The 18,740-nt window shown below is 67.4% G+C and carries 23 protein-coding genes; 12 read left to right on the forward strand and 11 right to left on the reverse strand.

What is annotated here, in order from left to right; translation table 11 throughout:
- The first annotated feature begins 127 nt into the window (after positions 1-127).
- From BDW16_RS03620 to BDW16_RS03635, 4 genes are all read left to right on the forward strand, one after another.
- On the forward strand, positions 128-313 hold the full coding sequence (locus tag BDW16_RS03620) for a hypothetical protein (RefSeq protein WP_066576080.1): 186 nt from the start codon (positions 128-130) through the stop codon (positions 311-313).
- Positions 313-606, forward strand: a complete 294-nt coding sequence (locus BDW16_RS03625; protein WP_066576083.1) for a cell division protein ZapA — start codon at positions 313-315, stop codon at positions 604-606. The genes BDW16_RS03620 and BDW16_RS03625 overlap by 1 nt, the downstream gene beginning before the upstream one ends.
- A gap of 208 nt (positions 607-814) precedes the next feature.
- Positions 815-1,366 (forward strand): 5-formyltetrahydrofolate cyclo-ligase, encoded by a 552-nt coding sequence (locus tag BDW16_RS03630; protein WP_066576086.1) that lies wholly within the window; start codon positions 815-817, stop codon positions 1,364-1,366.
- Positions 1,363-1,593 carry a DUF2842 domain-containing protein gene (locus tag BDW16_RS03635; protein ID WP_066576093.1) on the forward strand — a complete coding sequence of 77 codons (231 nt, stop codon included), beginning with the start codon at positions 1,363-1,365 and terminating at the stop codon, positions 1,591-1,593. Before BDW16_RS03630 ends, BDW16_RS03635 begins: the two co-directional genes overlap by 4 nt.
- Here the strand turns inward: BDW16_RS03635 and BDW16_RS03640 are convergent.
- Positions 1,590-1,952, reverse strand: a complete 363-nt coding sequence (locus BDW16_RS03640; RefSeq protein WP_066576096.1) for a PRC-barrel domain-containing protein — start codon at positions 1,950-1,952, stop codon at positions 1,590-1,592. The genes BDW16_RS03635 and BDW16_RS03640 overlap by 4 nt on opposite strands.
- Before the next feature lie 46 nt (positions 1,953-1,998).
- Positions 1,999-2,802, reverse strand: coding sequence for a helix-turn-helix domain-containing protein (locus BDW16_RS03645; protein ID WP_066576103.1), 804 nt, complete (start codon positions 2,800-2,802; stop codon positions 1,999-2,001).
- 83 nt (positions 2,803-2,885) lie between these two features.
- Here BDW16_RS03645 and BDW16_RS03650 point away from each other — a divergent pair, with 83 nt between their 5' ends.
- Entirely contained in the window at positions 2,886-4,736 is a 1,851-nt protein-coding gene (locus BDW16_RS03650; protein ID WP_066576107.1) for a M1 family metallopeptidase, read from the forward strand.
- A gap of 6 nt (positions 4,737-4,742) precedes the next feature.
- Here the strand turns inward: BDW16_RS03650 and BDW16_RS03655 are convergent, their stop codons facing one another.
- The 6 genes from BDW16_RS03655 to BDW16_RS03680 form a co-directional block, all read right to left on the reverse strand.
- The gene (locus BDW16_RS03655) at positions 4,743-6,365 is read right to left on the reverse strand and encodes an acyl-CoA dehydrogenase family protein (protein ID WP_066576110.1); all 1,623 of its coding nucleotides are present in this window, start codon (positions 6,363-6,365) and stop codon (positions 4,743-4,745) included.
- 146 nt (positions 6,366-6,511) lie between these two features.
- Entirely contained in the window at positions 6,512-8,035 is a 1,524-nt protein-coding gene (locus tag BDW16_RS03660; protein ID WP_066576112.1) for a DUF4403 family protein, read from the reverse strand.
- Between the two features lie 16 nt (positions 8,036-8,051).
- Positions 8,052-8,381 carry a DUF423 domain-containing protein gene (locus tag BDW16_RS03665; RefSeq protein WP_066576113.1) on the reverse strand — a complete coding sequence of 110 codons (330 nt, stop codon included), beginning with the start codon at positions 8,379-8,381 and terminating at the stop codon, positions 8,052-8,054.
- Positions 8,378-10,195, reverse strand: coding sequence for a cation:proton antiporter domain-containing protein (locus tag BDW16_RS03670; RefSeq protein ID WP_066576114.1), 1,818 nt, complete (start codon positions 10,193-10,195; stop codon positions 8,378-8,380). Before BDW16_RS03670 ends, BDW16_RS03665 begins: the two co-directional genes overlap by 4 nt.
- Positions 10,195-10,629, reverse strand: a complete 435-nt coding sequence (locus tag BDW16_RS03675; protein ID WP_066576116.1) for an iron-sulfur cluster assembly scaffold protein — start codon at positions 10,627-10,629, stop codon at positions 10,195-10,197. The genes BDW16_RS03670 and BDW16_RS03675 overlap by 1 nt, the downstream gene beginning before the upstream one ends.
- On the reverse strand, positions 10,626-11,201 hold the full coding sequence (locus BDW16_RS03680; protein WP_066576118.1) for a CvpA family protein: 576 nt from the start codon (positions 11,199-11,201) through the stop codon (positions 10,626-10,628). Before BDW16_RS03680 ends, BDW16_RS03675 begins: the two co-directional genes overlap by 4 nt.
- An 86-nt stretch (positions 11,202-11,287) precedes the next feature.
- On the opposite strand from BDW16_RS03680, the gene BDW16_RS03685 reads away from it, so the two are divergent.
- From BDW16_RS03685 to ndhC, 5 genes are all read left to right on the forward strand, one after another.
- Positions 11,288-12,187 carry a DMT family transporter gene (locus BDW16_RS03685; RefSeq protein WP_066576120.1) on the forward strand — a complete coding sequence of 300 codons (900 nt, stop codon included), beginning with the start codon at positions 11,288-11,290 and terminating at the stop codon, positions 12,185-12,187.
- Between the two features lie 92 nt (positions 12,188-12,279).
- Entirely contained in the window at positions 12,280-12,795 is a 516-nt protein-coding gene (locus BDW16_RS03690) for a DUF2975 domain-containing protein (protein ID WP_066576122.1), read from the forward strand.
- Positions 12,795-13,004 carry a helix-turn-helix domain-containing protein gene (locus BDW16_RS03695; RefSeq protein WP_066576124.1) on the forward strand — a complete coding sequence of 70 codons (210 nt, stop codon included), beginning with the start codon at positions 12,795-12,797 and terminating at the stop codon, positions 13,002-13,004. The genes BDW16_RS03690 and BDW16_RS03695 overlap by 1 nt, the downstream gene beginning before the upstream one ends.
- Before the next feature lie 109 nt (positions 13,005-13,113).
- Positions 13,114-13,434: a DMT family transporter gene (locus BDW16_RS03700; RefSeq protein ID WP_066576127.1), complete on the forward strand. Its 321-nt coding sequence runs from the start codon at positions 13,114-13,116 to the stop codon at positions 13,432-13,434.
- A 93-nt stretch (positions 13,435-13,527) separates the two neighbouring features.
- Positions 13,528-13,905: an NADH-quinone oxidoreductase subunit A gene (gene ndhC / locus BDW16_RS03705; protein WP_066576134.1), complete on the forward strand. Its 378-nt coding sequence runs from the start codon at positions 13,528-13,530 to the stop codon at positions 13,903-13,905.
- Between the two features lies 1 nt (position 13,906).
- Here the strand turns inward: ndhC and radA are convergent, their stop codons facing one another.
- The gene (gene radA, locus BDW16_RS03710) at positions 13,907-15,274 is read right to left on the reverse strand and encodes a DNA repair protein RadA (protein ID WP_066576144.1); all 1,368 of its coding nucleotides are present in this window, start codon (positions 15,272-15,274) and stop codon (positions 13,907-13,909) included.
- Between the two features lie 28 nt (positions 15,275-15,302).
- Positions 15,303-15,995 carry a helix-turn-helix transcriptional regulator gene (locus BDW16_RS03715; RefSeq protein WP_066576148.1) on the reverse strand — a complete coding sequence of 231 codons (693 nt, stop codon included), beginning with the start codon at positions 15,993-15,995 and terminating at the stop codon, positions 15,303-15,305.
- A gap of 134 nt (positions 15,996-16,129) precedes the next feature.
- On the opposite strand from BDW16_RS03715, the gene BDW16_RS03720 reads away from it, so the two are divergent.
- Positions 16,130-16,729 carry a glutathione S-transferase family protein gene (locus BDW16_RS03720; RefSeq protein ID WP_066576151.1) on the forward strand — a complete coding sequence of 200 codons (600 nt, stop codon included), beginning with the start codon at positions 16,130-16,132 and terminating at the stop codon, positions 16,727-16,729.
- 20 nt (positions 16,730-16,749) lie between these two features.
- Here BDW16_RS03720 and BDW16_RS03725 read toward each other — a convergent pair whose 3' ends face one another.
- A complete protein-coding gene (locus BDW16_RS03725; protein WP_066576158.1) occupies positions 16,750-17,445 on the reverse strand; it encodes a glutathione S-transferase N-terminal domain-containing protein in 696 nt (231 codons plus the stop codon).
- 67 nt (positions 17,446-17,512) lie between these two features.
- On the opposite strand from BDW16_RS03725, the gene BDW16_RS03730 reads away from it, so the two are divergent.
- On the forward strand, positions 17,513-18,667 hold the full coding sequence (locus tag BDW16_RS03730; protein WP_066576397.1) for a glycosyltransferase family 4 protein: 1,155 nt from the start codon (positions 17,513-17,515) through the stop codon (positions 18,665-18,667).
- Positions 18,668-18,740: the final 73 nt, after the last annotated feature.

An 18,740-nucleotide genomic window follows, 5' to 3' on the forward strand; every position in this document is an offset into this window, starting at 1 on the left:
CCCCTGATGCCGGGCCCGCATCCCGCCTGACCCGGCGAATCGAATGTGGCGTGCCAATGGGGCGAGCGGGCGCGGAGGTCAACACCGAGGGGTTGCAGGTGGCCTAAAGCGACCCTATCCACCCATTATGGCGGAGGCGGCATCCCCGGCGCTCGGGAGGATCGAGCGCGCACTCGTTCGGATCGAGGCTGCGGCGGCTAAGCGCGCGTTCGACGCGGACGCGCTTCAGCGCCGTCACACGATTCTGCGCGAGAAGATCGAGGACGCGATCGAAGCGCTCGACGCGCTGATCGAGAAGCAGGCGGCCGAATAGTGGGCCAGATCACCCTTACCGTTGCCGGCCGCAGTCACACCATCGCCTGCCGCGATGGCGAAGAGGTGCATCTGGAGCGGCTGGAGCGGATGCTCAACAAACATGCCGAGACCGCACTCGCCGCCTCGGGCGGCATGTCGGGCGAACGTACGATGCTGTTCATCGCGCTGATCCTCGCCGATCTGCTCGACGAGGCCGAACGCAATCCGCCGGGCGGCGTATCCCCGGTGCTGCTCGACACGCTCGCCGCGCGCCTCGAATCGGTTGCGGCGGCACTTGAGGATCGCGGCTAGATTCCCTACATCGGCGCGTGGCGGGTTCTGCCCGGTACGAGCTTACGATCATCCCTGAGGCTATTCATCATCCAAGGGGGCTGTCCCTGCCCAGGTCCAGGCCTGAAGCATATGGTCCCCACCTGACGTTTTGGGCGTCAGTGGATATCACAGCCAACGGCCCATGGTGGTCCCGCCACACGAGTTTTGACGCATTCGGACTTCCGCGATGGATGATAAACCCACCCTTCGCGCCCGGATGCGCGCGCTGCGCGACGAATTCGCGATGACCATCGGCGGGGTGATCGTGCCGTCCCCCGCCCTTCTTGCCCGCTTCGCACCGGGTGCCACCCTTTCCAGCTATGTCCCGATCGGCAGCGAGGCCGATCCCAGCGCGATCGCGTTTGCCGCGCGCGAACGCGGCTGCGCGATCGTGCTTCCTCATGTCACCAGTCGCGAATCGCCGGTGCGCTTCTTCGAATGGCATCCGGATCAGCCGCTGATCGACGGTCCGCTCGGCCTGCGCCAACCCTCGACCGACGCGCCCGAGGTCGATCCCGACATCGTGCTGGCCCCGCTGCTTGCGTTCGATGCGGCGCTCAACCGACTGGGACAAGGCGCGGGCCACTACGACCGCGTATTCGAACGCCTGCCCGGTGCATGGCGGATTGGGATCGCCTGGTCGGTGCAGCAGGTCGCGGCGCTCGCGACCGACCCGTGGGACATGCCGCTCCACGGCGTCGTCACCGAGGCGGCGGCGTTCGGAGAGGCCGCAGCGTGACCCCCCATACCCCCTCTTGGCGCAAACCCGTTGGCGCCTTTGCGATCGTCGCGCTGATCCTGGTCTGGTGCGTCGGCGTCGCCAGCCTTTCCGCTAGCGTCGGCCAGTGGCCGGTGCTCGTCCAGCTTGTCTTTTACGTCTTTACAGGGATCGTCTGGATCCTGCCGCTCAAGCCGCTGCTCCGCTGGATGGAGACCGGCCGCTGGCGTTTGCCCAAGGCCGACTAGATGTAGGGGAAGCCGTAATAGGTATAGACCTGCTCCTGATAGGCGCGGTCGTATTTCGGCTCCTCGCCCTCTGCATCATAGCCCGGCGCGCCCTCGACCTGCTCCTTGGTCAGATCAACGACATAGCCGCCTTTCTCCGGATCGAAGTCGAGCGCCTTCCATGGCAGCGGATAGTGGCGGTGCCCAATCCCGAACAGGCCGCCGAACGACATCACCGCATACTGGGCGTGTCCCGAGACCTTATCGACCATGAAGCGTTCGACCCGGCCGAGCCGTTCGCCGGCGCGGTTGAACACCGCAGTTCCCTCCACACGATCCGATGCGATCATCGGATGCGCGGTTTCGATCGTATCGCTCATCGCAACTCTCCTTACCGGAGCAGAACGCATGAGCGGCCGGATAGTGTCAGCGCCCGAGCGCTGCCCGGGTTGCCGCGTCGGCAGGATAGAAGGCCTCGATCGCCAGTTCGGCGAGCGTCACATTCTGCGGCGTGCCGAAGACGGTGGTGGTTGAGATGAAGGAGAGTTCGCCCTGATCGGTGCGCAACCTGAGCGGGACCACGGGGCTGGCGGCCACCACCGGCGGCTGGCGGCGCTGTTCGAGCGAGGGCATCGCTTCCAGCTCGGCCAGCACGGCTTCGATCGTCGCATCGCCCGTCGCCTTCGCCTCGTGCCGCAGCCGCGCGAGGATATGCGCGCGCCACTCGCCATAATTGACGATGCGCGGGCCCAGTCCCTCGCGATGCAGGCTGAGCTTGAGCACGTTGCACGGCCGCGCGAGCAGCCAGGGCGCGACCCCGGCGAGCAGCGGCCCCAGCGCATCGTTATGCGCGACGAGGTTCCACGCGCGATCCACGACCAGCGCCGGGAACGGCTCATGCCCCTTGAGGATCAGCATCATCGCCTCGCGGACATCGGCCATCGCGTCATCCTCCAGCGCATGTTCGGCGAAATGCGGGGCATGACCGGCGCCGAGCAGCAGCCGGTTGCGCTCGCGCAGCGGCAGTTCGAGGCTTTCGGCGAGCAGCAGCACCATGTCGCGCCCCGGCCGCGAGCGTCCGCTTTCGACGAAGCTCAGATGCCGCTGCGAGATGCCCGCCTCCATCGCGAGGTCGAGCTGGCTGAGGCGCCGTCGCGCGCGCCAGTGGCGAAGCTGCTCGCCGACCGGCTGGATGGATTGCTGGGCGGCGTGCTGGATGACGTGCTGCATGAGCGCGAGCCTATCGCCACCATCCCCGACACGCCAGTCTGGACGGTTGCGATCGATACCAACCCGGCCTAGCAACACCGTCCATGCGTAACCTTGCTCTCGCAGCCCTGCTGCTCGCCACCGCCGCCTCCCCCGCCCTTGCGCAGAAGGTCGCGCCGATCCTGACGACGCCGGAGGCAAGGGACGTCCTGACCAACGCCAGGCCCGCCGAGGCGCGGGTGACGCATGTCGACCTCGACCTCGACGTCGATTTCGACAGCAGGACGATCGGCGGCACCGCGACCCTCAATGTGCTGGCGGCAAAGGGTGCGAAGGAGATCGTGCTTGATGCGGTCGATCTGAAGATCGCGGCGATCACCGATGAAAAGGGCAACAAGCTGCCCCATGCGATCGGTCCGAACGGCAGTGCGCTGACCATTCAGCTCAACGGCGCGAAGAAGATCCGGATCGACTATCGCTCCGGCCCCAACGCCAGCGCGCTGCAATGGCTTACCCCCGAACAGACGCTGGGCAAGGCCAAGCCTTTCCTCTTCAGCCAGGGACAGGCGATCAACAACCGCAGCTGGATCCCGACCCAGGACAGCCCGGGCATCCGCCAGACCTGGCGCGCGACGGTGCGCGTACCCGAAGGGCTGATCGCGGTGATGAGCGCGCGTGCCGAAACCCCGGCGGGGATCCCGGTGGCAGGCGGCAAGCGCGCCTTCCGCTTCGTGATGGACAACCCGGTCCCGCCCTATCTGATCGCGATCGCGGCGGGCGACCTCAAGTTCAAGCCGATCGGCCCGCGATCGGGCGTGTGGTCGGAGCCGGGGATGCTCGATGCCGCGGTCGCCGAATTCGGCGATGTCGAGAAGATGATAGACGCCGCGCAGGCGCTCTACGGCCCCTATCGCTGGGGCCGCTACGACATGCTCGTCCTGCCGCCCTCCTTCCCCTACGGGGGCATGGAGAACCCCAATCTCACCTTCCTCACCCCGACGCTGCTGACCGGCGACCGGTCGAACACCGATGTCGTCGCGCACGAGCTGGCGCACAGCTGGTCGGGCAACCTCGTCACCAACGCGACCTGGGCCGACGGCTGGCTGAACGAGGGGTTCACCACCTATTTCGAGAACCGGATCATGGAGTCGCTCTACGGCAAGGAGCGCGCGGCGATCTATTCCGACCTCGATTATGCCGGCATGGTCCGCGACGTGAAGAATGCCGGCGGCGAGACCGCCAAGAGCACGCGGCTGCACGGCGATCCGGGCGACGGCGCCGGGCAGCTCGACTACCTCAAGGGCAGCGCCTTCCTCCGCACGATCGAGTACACCGTCGGCCGCGCGAAGTGGGACGTGTATCTCAAGGGTTATTTCGATCGTTACGCCTTCCAGCCGCAGACCAGCGCCGGGTTTCTTGCGGACCTGCGCAAGCAGCTGATCAAGGGCGACAAGGCGCTGGAGGCGAAGCTCCAGCTCGACCGCTGGGTGTTCGAGCCGGGCATCCCGTCCAATGCCGTGCATGTGAAATCGGCGACGCTGGCTCAGGTCGACGCGATGCTCGCGGCGTTCAACGCCGGCGGCCCGGCCAGCGCGATCAAGACCGAAGGCTGGCAGACCCAGCAATGGAAGCGGCTGCTCGACGGCCTGCCGCGCCAGCAAAGTGCCGCGCGGCTCAGGGAGCTGGACGACGCGCTGGGCCTTACCAGATCGACCAACGCGTACATCCAGTCGGCTTGGTTCGACCTCGCCATCGCCAACCGGTACGATCCGATCGTTCCGGCGCTGGAGGAGTATCTGACGCGCGTCGGCCGCAATTTGCTGGTGACGCCGCTCTATCGCGGGCTCAAGGCGCAGGGCGACTGGGGGATGCCGATCGCGCAGCGCATCTTCGACAAGGCGAAGCCCGGATACCATCCGGTGACGGTCGTCGCGGTGACGCGGATCCTGGGCTGAAGCTGATCAGGCCACCGGCATCGCGCGCTCGATCAGGGCGCGCGTGTCGACGACGGCGTCGAAGGCGCCATAGGCGCTGCCGCGCGGGCTGAGCCGCAGCCGGCAGAACGCGTCTGCCCCCGGGCTGTCCCAGCCGAGCAGGACCGCCGCCTGCGCCGCGAGCGCGAGTTGCTCGACGCAGAGCCGGGCATTGCCCTCATGCGCCGATTTGAGGTCGATCACGCCGATCCACGCGTCATAGGCGGCGTCGCGCCCGCGCTGCGCCGCGAGGAAACCGTTGAGCGCTTCGACGCCCCCGGGCTCGCGGCCGATCGCGCGGAGCAGGTCGAGCGCGATGACATTGCCCGACCCTTCCCAGATCGCGTTGAGCGGCGACTGGCGAAACAGCCGCGGCATCGGCCCCGCCTCGATATAGCCGCCGCCGCCATGGCACTCCATCGCCTCATAGACGAGGCCTGGCGCACGCTTGCACACCCAGTATTTGGCGATCGGGGTGAGCAGCCGCGCGACCGGATCGGCTTCGTCGAACGCCTGTGCCAGCCGCAGTCCGAGCACGGTCGCCGCCTCGCTCTCAACCGCGAGGTCGGCGAGCACCGCCGCCATGGCGGGCTGGTCGATCAAGCGGCGCTGGAAGGCCGAGCGATGTGCGGTGTGCCACAGCGCCTGGGCGAGCGCCCCGCGCATCTGCTGCGCCGATCCGATCACGCAATCGAGCCGCGTATGCTGCACCATCTGGATGATCGTCGCGACGCCGCGACCCTCCTCGCCCAGCCGCTGCGCGAGCGCGCCGTGATATTCGATCTCGGACGAGGCATTGGAGCGATCGCCCAGCTTGTCCTTGAGCCGCATCACCCGAAAGCCCGCATTGCGTGTTCCATCGGGGAGCCAGCGCGGGACGAGGAAGCAGGTCAATCCGCCCTGCGCATAGGCGAGCGTCAGGAATGCGTCGCACATCGGCGCCGAACAGAACCATTTGTGCCCGGTGAGGCTGTACCAGCCCGCCTCGCCCGCCGGTTCGGCGCGGGTGGTATTGGCGCGGACGTCCGACCCGCCCTGCTTCTCGGTCATCGCCATGCCGATCGTCACCCCGGCCTTCTCGGCGGCGGGGCGCGAGGCGGGATCGTACAGGCCGGCCGTGATCCGCGGTACCCATTCGCCGGCAACGCCCTCATCGGCACGCAATGCCGGGACCGCGGCATAGGTCATCGTCATCGGGCAGCTCGTTCCCGAATCCGCCTGTCCGGTCAGGAACAGGATCGCGGCATGCGCGACATGGCCGGCCGGCGTGCCATCCCACGCCACCGAAGCCAGCCCGCTGTCCAGCCCCAACCGCATCAGTTGGTGATAGGCGGGATGAAAGCGCACCTCGTCGATCCGCTGACCAAAGCGGTCGTAGCTCTCCAGCACCGGGATGTTGCGATTGGCCTCGACGCCCCAGTCGATCACCTCGGCCGAGCCGCAGCGCGCGCCGAGGGATGTGAGCCGTTCGCGATGCCGCGCGCCGCCCGCCCGCGCCACGGCGTCGGCCAGCGCGCGGTCGCCGGTGAACAGGTTCACCTCCTCGAACGGGGGCGGCTGGTTCAGCACCTCATGCGTGTCGAGCTGGACGATCGGGCGGATGCTGGACATGGCTTCAATCCTTCAAGCCGTTCGTCCCGAGCGAAGTCGAGGGACATGCCGCACGCGCTGTTCATGGTGTCTCGACTTCGCTCGACACGAACGGGCCAGTTAATGCACGGCACTCCAAACAGAGCAACCGCTCTACAATCGACAGCCTATCGCGCCGCCTTCGCCGCCTCCAGCGCCTTTGCCCGCTCCTTCGCGGCCTTCTTCGCCCGCCGCTCGGCGACAAGCTGTGCGGCGCGGCGCGGGTTATGGGTCATCGCCGCGGTTGCCGTAGCGTCCGCCTCCACCAGAAAGCCTTCGGGCGCGACCCGGACGCTGCGGATATGCGCTTCGCCCATATCGCCCTTGAACACGAACCCCTCGAACGGCTGTTCGGCCAGCCAGGCATCGGCCTTGGCGAGGCCATCGTCATAGTCCTTGGTGAAATCGTAGCGGATCGCGCCGATCATCCGGTCGCGCAGCGCGGTCTGGTTGACCACCTGAAGCAACAGGTTGAACGCCTTGCTGTCGGTATCGCCCGCCACGATCAGGTCGCGGATGCCGACGACGCGCTTCTCGATATCGACCACCGGCCTGGCGACGAACCAGACGGTCCCCTTGGTCGTCACCGCCCCGGCCTTCAGCGTCATGTCGATGCCGACCGCCACCTGGCCCTGCGGCGTGCCATAGATGGTGACGCGGTGATAGTCGGCGGTCGCCTGGATCCCGCCCTTCAGCTCCACCGCGCGAAACTCGGGCTTCTGCAACTCCTCAAGCGCCGCGCGCTCGAGCAGGTTGTAGAGCACCAGCACCGGCACATGGACGTTGATCCCGCGTCCCGGCAAATCGCCCATCAGGTTGGGCAGCGGCGTCACCGGCGGATCGGCGGGGCGCTCGCCCAGCACCGTTTCGGTCTTGGCCTGCCCGGCAAAGCCCACAACGAGGTTGCCGCCCTGCACCGAATAGCCCGAGAATCCCACGCGCTCGGGCGTGAAGCGCGCCCAGATCTGCGGATCGGTCTTGACCCGGACCGAGGTGAAGCCCTTGGCCCAGATGCGCTGGACCTGCGATCGGGCCTGCACCTTGTCGAGATGGCGCGGCAACGTGCGCTCGAGGCCCGAGAGAATCTGGCGCAGCTTGGGATCGACCTTGGACGCGAAGGTGATCCGGCGGCCGAGAAAGTCGATCCCGATCTTGTTGGTCCAGTTATAGTCCGCGTCGACCTTGGCGCGGGGCCGCCAGTCGCGGCTCAGCCCCAGCGTCACCCGCGCCGTGACGTTCATCGCCCCGGTCGCGGTCTCGCGCTTGATGATCTTGCCGATATTCTCCGCGCGCACCGTGGCACTGACCGGCATCGTCAGGCGAAGGACATTGCCCGATCCGGTCAGCCGGATATGCCCGCGGCGGACATTGCCGACCAGACGGCAGCTGATATCGGGCAGCAGCTTGCTCTTGGTCTTGATGCACGCCTGTTGCGGCTCGTCGATCCGCTCGAGTACTTGCGGCACCTCGTCATTGATCGCCTTCTCCAGCTCGCTGAGCGGGATCGCCACGGGGATGCGGATCGTGGAGGCCTGTTCCTTGAGGACCAGCGGCTCGATCAGGCGCGGCGGCGCGGGGTTGGACGCCTGATCGGTGCACGCCGCGAGCGGCGCGAGCGATATGATTGCAATCCCGGTCAGCCCCCGCTGCATTCGCCCCCCTGAACCGTCAGCGTGTCGCGCTCCATGCGAGCCATAACCACCCGACAATCAACGCGGTTCCGCCGATCGGGGTGATCGCGCCGAGCCAGCGCGGGCCGCCCAGCGCCATCGCATAGAGCGTCACCGCGAACAGGGCACCGCCCGCAACGAAGAGCCAGCCCGGCCCCTTCGCGCCCATCTGCGCCGCGACCAGCGCCGCCACCGCGTGGATCAGCTGATACTGCCCGCCGGTCTTGAGCCACTCCTGCGCTTCGCCCGACGCGCCATGCGCACCGAACGCGCCCGCCCCGACCGCGATAGCGCCCGAAAGCGCCGCGAGGATCACCAGCCAGTTCATCCGCAATCATTCTCTGTCTTGGGCTCGAGCGGCTCGGGCTTCTCGCGCCCGGCACGCCAGTCGAGCTCGGGGTTGCCGATGATCGCCTCGCGCGCGGCGCGGATGTCGCCCGCCTCGTGCTGGATGCGCAGCCGCTCGCGGTCGCGGCGGCGATAGAGGTCCTCGGTGCGGTCGATCTCCTGCGCGTCCACGCCAACCGCGTCCATCGCGCGGCGCGCCATGACGATCGCGGATTCGAGAACCTCGCGCACGATCCCGGTCGCGGACCCGCCCTTGAGCTTCAGCAACGCGCGCCGGTCATAGGCACGGACGAAGATCGATGCGTTGGGGAAGGCTTCGTGGACCGCCTCGACCAGCTCGGCGCTCACCTGATCGCCGTCGAGGCAGAACAGGATCAGCTCGGCGTCGCCCGCCCCCGCCTGACGGAGCATGTCGAGCCGGGTGCCGTCGCCATAATAGACCTTGGCGCCGAACTGGCCGGCGATGTCGATCATCTCGATATCGGTGTCGATCAGCGTGACCGCGATGCCCTGTGCGTTGAGCATCTGGCCGACCGTCTGGCCGAAACGGCCATAGCCGATGATGAGCGCGTTCGATCCGTCCGCCACTGGCCCCTCGCGTTCACCCTGCGGACCGGTTTCCTCGGTGCGGAAGCGGCGGGTGAACATCATCAGGAACGGCGTGGTGGCCATCGACAGCGTGACGACGGCACTGAAGATGCTCACCGCCTCGGGCGCGATCAGCTGCGCGCCCTGCGCCTGTGCGAACAGCACGAAGGCGAACTCGCCGCCCTGGCTGAGCAGCAGGCCGAGCGCCAGCGCCTGCCGCCAGCCCATGCGGAAGGCGAGGCCAAGGCCGGTGATGACCACCGCCTTGGTCGCGATCAGGGCCAGCGCCATCGCGATCACGAACAGCGGGCGGTCGGCGATCGCGGACAGGTCGAGCAGCATCCCGACCGACAGGAAGAACAGGCCGAGCAGGATCGAACGGAACGGCTCGATATCCGCCTCCAGCTCGTGCCGGTACGGGCTGTCGGCGAGCATCACGCCCGCGACGAAGGCGCCGAGTGCGGTCGAGAGCCCCAGCGACTGCATCAGCGCCGCGCTCGCCACCACGGTGAACAAGCCGGCGAAGACGAACAGCTCGCGCTCGCCCCAATTGCCGATCAGCCGGAACAGCGGCCGCAGCACATAGCGCCCCGCAAGCACCAGGCCGGTGATCGCCAGGACGGTGTAGAGCCCCAGCAACCAGCCCGGCGGGCCGCCCGCATCGGCCGGATTGCGGCTCATCACCGCGATGATCGTGATCAGCGGGACGATCGACAGATCCTGGAACAGCAGGATCGAGAAGGCACGCTCGCCGAACGGGGTGCGCATCCGCCCCGCCGATTGCAGCATCGGCAGCACCTGCGCGGTCGAGGAGAGCGCCAGCGGCAGGCCGAGCGCCAGCGCCGCCTCGGGCGAGAAGCCCGCGCCCAGCGCAACCACCGCGCTGATGACAAGGCCGCACAGCACCACCTGAAGCAGACCGAACCCGAAAATGTCCTGCTTCATCCGCCACAGCCGCGCGGGGCTCAGCTCGAGCCCGACGAGGAACAGCAGCAGGGCGATACCGAATTCGGCGATGCCCATCTTGGTCTCGGCTTCGCCGACCAGATTGAGCAGTTGCGGGCCGACCAGGGCGCCCGCGACGAGGTAGCCCAGCGTGGCGCCCAGCCCCATGCGGCGGAAGATCAGCACGAACACCAGCGCAAAGCCGAACAGCGGCGCGTACTCGGCGATATAGGTGTGTGCGGCGGCGGCCTCGTGTTCCATCAGACGCCTACCTTCGCCGCAGTGCGCGCGGCCTCGGCCACCGCCTCGAATCCCAGGCGGATCGAAGGATGACGCGCGCTGTGCGGCAGCGCGGGCGCAAAGATCTCCAGCCCCGGCCATGCGGGCGGCGCATCGCGCTCCCCGGCCAGCCATGCGGTCAGTTCGTCGCGCGCGGTTTCCAGTTCGTCCAGCGTCCGCCCCACGGCGTGCGCGCCCATCAGCGACGCCGAGGCCTGGCCCAGCGCGCAGGCGCGGACGGTCATCCCGATCGCCGCGACCCTGCCCTCGCCATCCAGATCCACATCGACCGCCACGCGGCTTCCGCAGACGGGCGAGCGCTTCTCGACGCTGGCCATCGGATCGGCCAGCCGCTCATGAAAGGGGATCGACGCCGCGAGCCGCAGAATCTGTGTGTTGTAGAGCGGCGCGTTCATTCGCCCGATGTATCGTGCCCGGCCCGGTTCGCAAGGCTCTGATTGCCCTCCTCCTCACCGAACACAGGCTCGCCGCGGCGGCGCTTGTCGACGAACTCGGCAATGCTCGCGCTGGTCGCGTTGAGCAGCGGGTAGGTCCGCGACTGGGTCATCCAGTCGGGTCGCTCCGAAGGTCCGCCGCCGACCGTATCCACCGCCAGCGTAACGAGCAGGAAGCCGAGGCTCACCAGGATCAGTCCCTTGACCGCGCCGAAGCCGAAGCCGAGCGCGCGATCGACCGGCCCGAGCAGCCCGCTGCGGGTACGCGACCCGATCGCATTGGCGATCAGCCGCCCGCCGAAGAAGGTGATGCCGGCGATCAGCGCGAAGGCCAGAACCGCCGCGCCCTGCACCGTACCGACCGGCCCGGCCAGCGCCTCCGCAAGCGGGGTGTGGAGGAACTTGAGCGCCACCACCACCAGCAGCCACGCCATCAGCGACAGCACTTCGGTGACGAAGCCGCGCATCACCCCCAGCACCGCCGCGCCGCCCACGGCGATCAGCACGATGATATCGATCGCGGTCAGTCCCATTGATACGCCCAATTCCTTTGCCCGTTCCCGCTCTTACCGCCGGGATGTGACTTGTCGAACCCCAGATTTAGGTTACGCGCCGCTTGATGCCCGATCCCGCCGCCATGCACACCAATCACACAGTCCGCGGCTTGACGCTGTTCATGGCGGGGCTGGTGCTGTTCGCGTGCATGGATACGACGATCAAATATCTCGCCGCATCCTATCCCGTGCCGCTGATCGCCGCGGTGCGCTACGCCGTGAACCTCGTGCTGATGACGGCCCTGCTCACCCCCTTCCACGGCCGCGAGATCGCCCGGACCCGGCGAACCGGCCTCGTCCTCGTCCGCGCCTGCGCGCTGGCGCTCGGCACGCTCGCCGCGGGCCTCGCGCTCCAACGCATGCCGGTCGCGGAGACGATGTCGATCATCTTCGTCGCACCGATCATGGTGATCCTCGCCTCCGGCCCGCTGCTCGGCGAGCGGGTGAGCCGCAGCGGCTATATCGCCGCGGCGACCGGGTTCGTCGGGATCCTTCTGATCGCCCGTCCGGGCAGCGGGCTCGATCCGGCGGGGGTGTTCTGGGCATTGCTGGCGATGACGACCACCACCGCCTATCAGTTGCTTTCGCGCGTGCTGACCGCGAGCGAAAGCACGATCGCGCTGCTCTTCTACTCCGCGCTGGTGGGGACGATCGTCTATGGCATCGCCGCCCCCTGGTTCATCGGCGGGCCGCAGCCCGGGCTGTTCGAGATGCTGCTGCTGATCAGCACCGGCCTGTATGGCGGGCTCGGCCACTTCCTCTTCACCGCTGCCTATCGCCACGCGCCCGCCTCGCTGCTTGCACCGGCCAACTATGCCCAGTTGCTGTGGGCCGCGCTGCTCGGCTGGCTGGTGTTCGGGCATATCCCCGACCAATGGGGCCTCACCGGCATGGCGGTGATCGCCGGAGCAGGGGTGTTCGCCGCGATCGGCACCCGCCGCCCGCCGGTGAAGCGAAGCGTGTGAAAGCGGGACATATCGTTTTTCAATAAATCCCCTTGACCTGCGGATCGCAGGAAAATATCGATATTCGATATCAAACATATCGGAGGTCGATAATGAACAATGTTCCACGCAGCGACCCGCTGCTCACGGTCACCCAACTCATCCTGCGGATCGGCATGGTCGTTCTCGGCATCGGGATCGCCCTGGCCGCCGGCGTGGCGATCGCGCTGGTGGTGATTCCCGATCAGCAGCTGATGCCGCGACTTTCCGACGGCAGCACGGTCTGGCTGGTCGTTGCCGGTGCGGCCCTGGTCAGCGTGATGATGGCACTTTATTTCCTCTTCCTGCGGCACCTCAGCCGCATGGTCGCCACGGTCGGCACGGGTGACCCCTTCCAGCCTGAGAACGCCGACCGGCTCGAGAAAATGGCCTGGCTGACCCTCATCCTGCAGGGCTGCATGTTCGTCCTCGCTCCGCTCGTCACGATGATCATGGATCGGATCGGCGAGAAGGGCGGCGGCCTCGAGCTGTCGTTCGACAGCCTGCTCCTCGCCCTCGTGCTGTTCGTCCTCGCCCGCGTCTTCCGCCGCGGCACGGCGATGCGCGACGATCTTGAGGGGACGGTGTGATGGCGATCAACGTGATGCTCGACGAGATGCTGCACGAACGCCGCATGACCCTCACCGAATTTGCCGAGCGGATCGATCTGACCCTCGCCAATGCCTCGATCCTCAAGACCGGCAAGGCCAAGGCGATCCGCTTCACGACGCTGGAGGCGATGTGCCGGGTGCTGGACTGCCAGCCCGGCGACCTGCTCCGCTACGAACCCGAATCTTGACCCCGGCATCGGGCGGTCCTATCTGACCGCCCGAAGGCCACGTCCTTCCCCTGCACCGCGCAGGCATCAAGTCCGGGACGGCCCGGCAGCTTTAGTCAAGGAAGCTGTCATGCCCTGGATCTATCTCACCGTTGCCGGCCTGCTCGAAATCGCCTGGGCGTTTCTGATGAAACAGTCCGACGGATTCACCAAGCTCGGCCCCTCGATCGCCACGCTCGTCACCATGGCCGCAAGCTTCGCCTTGCTCTCGCTGGCGATGAAGTCGCTGCCGCTCGGCACCGCCTACACCATCTGGACCGGCATCGGCGCGGTCGGCGCGTTCGTCGTCGGCATCGCGGTGCTCGGCGAACAGGCGACGCCGATGCGCATCGTCGCGGCTGCACTCATCGTAGGCGGGCTGGTGCTGATGAAGCTCTCGTCGCAGAGCTGATCCCACAGCCCGACAAGGAGGCCACGCCCTCCCCTGCTCCGATGCAGGCTCAAGCCCGGGACGGCCCGGCACCCCTTCATCCAAGGAGTGCCGATGCCCCCTGTGCTGATCGAATGGCTGCCGATCCTGCTGTTCCTCGGCATCGCCCTACTGCTGTCGCTCGGCTTCGTGCTGGCACCCATCGTCGCCTCGCGCTTCACCGGCACGCATCAGCCGACGCCGGAAAAGCTCACCGAATATGAGTGCGGCTTCCCGGCGTTCGAGGCGCCGCGCAAGGGATTCGACGTGCGCTTCTACCTCGTCGCGATCCTGTTCATCCTCTTCGACCTCGAAGCCGCCTTCCTCTTTCCCTGGGCGGTCAGCGTGTTCGATGTCGGCTGGGAAGCCTGGATCGGGATGATGATCTTCCTGTTCGTGCTCAGCTGCGGGCTGATCTACGAATGGAAGATGGGCGCACTCGACTGGGAGTAGCTCAGCGCCCGAGCATATGCTCGACAAACCCGCCCAGGCTCTTGAACCCGGTCAGCGCCACAGCCCCCTCCTTGCCCTGCGCCGCGGGGACGAGCGCGCGGGTGAAGCCGAGCTTGCCCGCTTCCTTGAGCCGCAGCGCGCCATGCGCGACCGGGCGCACCTCGCCCGACAGCGCGATCTCGCCGAACACCACTGCATCCGGCGCGACCGGGCGCTCGGACAGCGCAGAAACCAGCGCCGCCGCGACGGCAAGATCCGCCGCCGGGTCCTGCACGCGATAGCCGCCGGCGATGTTGAGATAGACTTCGCTGGTCGAGAAGCTGAGCCCGCAGCGCGCCTCGAGTACCGCGAGGATCATCGCCAGCCGCCCGCTGTCCCAGCCGACCACGGCGCGCCGCGGCGTCGCACCGGAGGCCAGCCGCACTACCAGCGCCTGGATCTCGACCAGCACCGGGCGCGTGCCCTCCAGCGCGGGAAATACCACCGTCCCGGTGACGCTCTCGTCACGGCTGGTAAGGAACAGCGAGGAGGGATTGCCGACCTCGGCCAGCCCCTCCGACTGCATGGAGAAAACCCCGATCTCGTCGGTGCCGCCGAAGCGGTTCTTGACCGCCCTCAGGATACGATACTGGTGGCTGCGCTCGCCCTCGAACGCCAGCACGGTGTCGACCATATGCTCGAGCACGCGCGGCCCGGCGAGGCTGCCGTCCTTGGTGACATGCCCGACCAGCACCACCGCCGTGCCGCGCTCCTTGGCAAAGCGAATCAGCTCCTGGGCGGATGCGCGCACCTGGCTCACCGTACCGGGCGCGCCTTCGATCAGATCGCTGTGCATCGTCTGGATCGAATCGATGATGAGGAGGCGCGGCGGCGCCGTCCCGCCCAGCGTCGTCAGGATATCGCGCACCGAGGTTGCCGCGGCGAGCTGGACCGGCGCATTGCCCAGCCCCAACCGCCGCGCGCGCAGCCGCACCTGATCGGCCGCCTCCTCGCCGGATACATAAGCGACTCCGTGACCGGCCAGCGCCATCTTCGCCGCCGCCTGTAGCAGCAGGGTGGACTTGCCGATCCCCGGATCGCCGCCGATCAGCGTGGCGCTCGCCTCGACGAAACCGCCGCCCAATGCGCGGTCGAGCTCGGCGATGCCGGTCGGCATCCGGTCGGGCAACGGTACATCGGTGTCGAGGCCGGACATCGAGATCATCCGACCGCCGCCCTGCAGATTGTGCTTGGCCTGGAACGGTGTCACGACTGCGCCGGCATCCTCCACCAGCGTGTTCCAGTCCCCGCAATCGGCGCATTGCCCCGCCCATTTGGACGACACCGATCCGCATTGCTGACAGACATAACGCTTCTGAAGCTTGGCCATGACGCCCGCTTAGCAGCAGCGGAACGAATTAGGAACGATATTTCGCTTCCTGCGTCTTGATCCAGCGACTCTTCAGTGCGGCGGGACGATCCGGATAGCGCTCCTCCCGGAACGCCGCCCCCTCGATCCGGTCGATGCGGAAGCTGCGGAAGTCGTTACGCAGCTCACACCATGCGAAGACCATCCGCACCGCGTCGCGATAGCCGATCAGGAACGGCCAGATGGTGCGCCGGGACCGTTTCCCTTCGCCGTCGCCATAACTCAGCTCGAGCTTGAACCCGCGCCGGCACCACAAGCGCAGCTGGGTCATGTCGATCGGCTCGACCTGCTCGCTCCAGCGCGGCGGCGTCGCGACCACGGGCTCCAGGATCAGGGCGCGCAGATTCTCGGGCACGGTCGCGGCCAGCTTGGCCAGCAGGTCCTCGGCGGCGCGCGCCAGCACGCGATCGCCCTGCGCCTTGACCCATTGCGCGCCCAGCACCGCCGCCTCCACCTCGTCGGTGGTCAGCATCAGCGGCGGCAGGTCGAACCCGCTGTCGAGGACATAGCCGATCCCCGCCTCTCCCCGGATCGGCACGCGCTGCGCCATCAGCGTGGCGATGTCGCGATAGATCGTGCGTTTCGACGTCTCCAGCTCCTCGGCGATCGCATCGGCGGTCACCGGCCGGCTATGCCGCCGCAGCAGCTGGATGATCTGAAAGAGGCGGTCGGCGCGGCGCATCGGCGGGGTCCTGCTTGAAATGACGAATTTGCGGCCTACTGACACACTACTGACAGCATGTTGGCAGCAGGGTGGCAGTAGCAGGGTTTCAACGACGGCGACACCCGCCGGCCGGAACCTGAAAGGACACCGCCATGATCACCTTCTACCACTCGCCCGAAACCCGCTCGGGCCGCACCATGTGGCTGATGGAGGAGAGCGGCCTTCCGTTCGAGACGCGCTATGTCACGATCGAGCATATGGACGGCCGCGGCGCCATCGATCCTGCCAATATCCACCCGGACGGTCGCGTGCCCGCGATCGTTCACGACGGCGTCGTGATCTCCGAAAGCTACGCCATCGCCGTCTATGTCAGCGACCTCGCAGCGAATTCCGGCCTGGGCGCGCCCGAGGGCTCGGCGGAACGCGGTCCGTTCCTCGCCTGGCTGATGTGGCTGGCGACCGAGATGGAGCCGGTGATCTTCGGCCGTCTCTATGGCGGCGGCGGTGGCGATCCGCGCGCCGAGCGCAACTACCAGCAGGTGATCCGGCGCCTCGAAACCGCGCTCGCCAACGGTCCCTATCTGATGGGCGATCGCTTCACGGCGGTCGATGTGATGGCCGGCTCGACGATCGCCTGGGCGCGCCACGCCTTCCCCGAGAGCGCGGCGATCGACGCCTGGCTCGCCCGGATCGCCGACCGCCCCGCCCATCAGCAGGCATGCGCCAACGACGCGGAGCTTGTCGACGCCTGATACCCCGGTGGCGGCGGAGGTCAGCCCTTCGCCGTCACCACCAGCCCACGCTGGACCGCCGGGCGCGCCAGCCCGCGCTCGAGCCATGCACCGACATTCCTGAAGTCGTCGAACCCGACCAGGTCGCGCGCCTCGTAGAAGCCGATCAGGTTGCGCACCCAGCCGAGCGAGGCGATGTCCGCGATCGAATAGTCGCCCATGATCCAGTCGCGACCTTCAAGCCGCCCATCGAGAACGCCAAGCAACCGCTTGGATTCATTGACATAACGCTCCAGCGGACGCTTGTCCTCATACTCGCGCCCGGCGAATTTGTGGAAGAAGCCGAGCTGCCCGAACATCGGACCCAGCCCCCCCATCTGCCACATCAGCCAGGCGATGGTCTCATAGCGCTGCGCCGGGTCGAGGAACTTGCCGGTCTTCTCGGCCAGGTAGATCAGGATCGCCCCGCTCTCGAACAGCGGCAGCGGCTTGCCGTCCGGCCCGTCGGGGTCGATCAGCGCCGGAATCTTGCCGTTGGGATTGAGGCTCAGGAATTCGGGGGTCTTCTGAACGTCGGCGGCGATGTCGATCAGATGCGCCTCATAGGGCAGCCCCGTCTCTTCCAGCATGATCCCGATCTTCACCCCGTTCGGGGTGTTGAGCGAATAGAGCTGGATGCGGTCGGGATGCTGTGCCGGCCAGCGGCGGGTGATCGGGAACTGCGACAGATCGGACATGCGTGGAGCCTCCTGCGTTGATGCCGGGACATAGTAACGCCGCAATCGCTGCGCTATGGGCGCTTCGATGAACCCGTCCGACCTCCGTGTCGCCCTCTTCAGCGGCAACTATAACTATGTCCGCGACGGCGCCAACCAGGCCCTGAACAAGCTTGTCCGACACCTGCTCGACGCGGGCGTGCAGGTGCGCGTCTACTCGCCGACTACCGACACGCCCGCCTTCGAGCCGCAAGGAGATCTGGTCAGCGTACCCGCCTTCGCGATGCCCGGCGGGCGCGGCGAGTACAAGGTCGCGCTGGGGCTGCCCAAGGCGCCGCGCGCCGACCTCGAAGCATTCAGGCCCAACCTCGTCCATGTCTCGGCGCCGGAGTTCCTCGGCCATGCCGCGGTCGCCTGGGCGCGCGACAACGGGGTTCCCAATGTCGCCTCGCTCCACACCCGGTTCGAAACCTACCCGCGCTATTACAATATCGGCTTCGTCGAACCCTGGCTGATCCGCCGCTTGACGCGCTTCTACAACAAGTTCGATCGCGCGCTGGTGCCTGGCAACTCGATCGCCGAGCTGATCAAGGGCTGGGGCGTCCGGACCCCGGTCAGCATCTGGTCGCGCGGCGTGGATCACGCCCGCTTCAACCCGCAGCGCCGCGACGACGAATGGCGCCGCAGCCTCGGCATCCCCGACAACGTGCCCGCGATCGGCTTTCTCGGCCGCCTCGTGCTCGAAAAGGGCCTCGACATCTTCGCCGAGGTCGCGCGCGAGCTGAAGCGCCGCGAGGTGCCGCACCACATCCTCGTCATCGGTGAGGGGCCGGCGCGCGACTGGTTCGCCGAACGCGTGCCCGATGCGATCTTCACCGGATTCCAGTCGGGCGACGATCTCGGCCGCGCGGTGGCGGGGATGGACGTGTTCTTCAACCCCTCCGTCACCGAGACGTTCGGCAACGTCACCGCCGAGGCGATGGCGTGCCGCGTCCCCGTGGTCGCGGCCAAGGCCACCGGGGCAATGGACCTAGTCGAAGAAGGCGTCACCGGGTTTCTGGTGCCGCCCCGCGCGGTCGATGCCTATGCCGACGCGATCGAGCGGCTCGCGCGCGACGCGACGATGCGGCGCAGCTTCGGCGAGGCGGGCCACGCCAAGATGCAGGCCTATGTGTGGGATCGCATCAACCAGGCCGTACTGGATGCGTATCTTGAGGTGATGGCGGAGCGCTCAGGCAACTAGCTGGCCGTCACCCCGCCCCAAGCGCTGATCAGCAGCCTCTTGCGCAGCGCTGGCCGCACCGTGGATCCCGGCA

The organism is Sphingomonas koreensis, from assembly GCF_002797435.1.
In the GTDB taxonomy this organism is placed as follows: domain Bacteria; phylum Pseudomonadota; class Alphaproteobacteria; order Sphingomonadales; family Sphingomonadaceae; genus Sphingomonas; species Sphingomonas koreensis.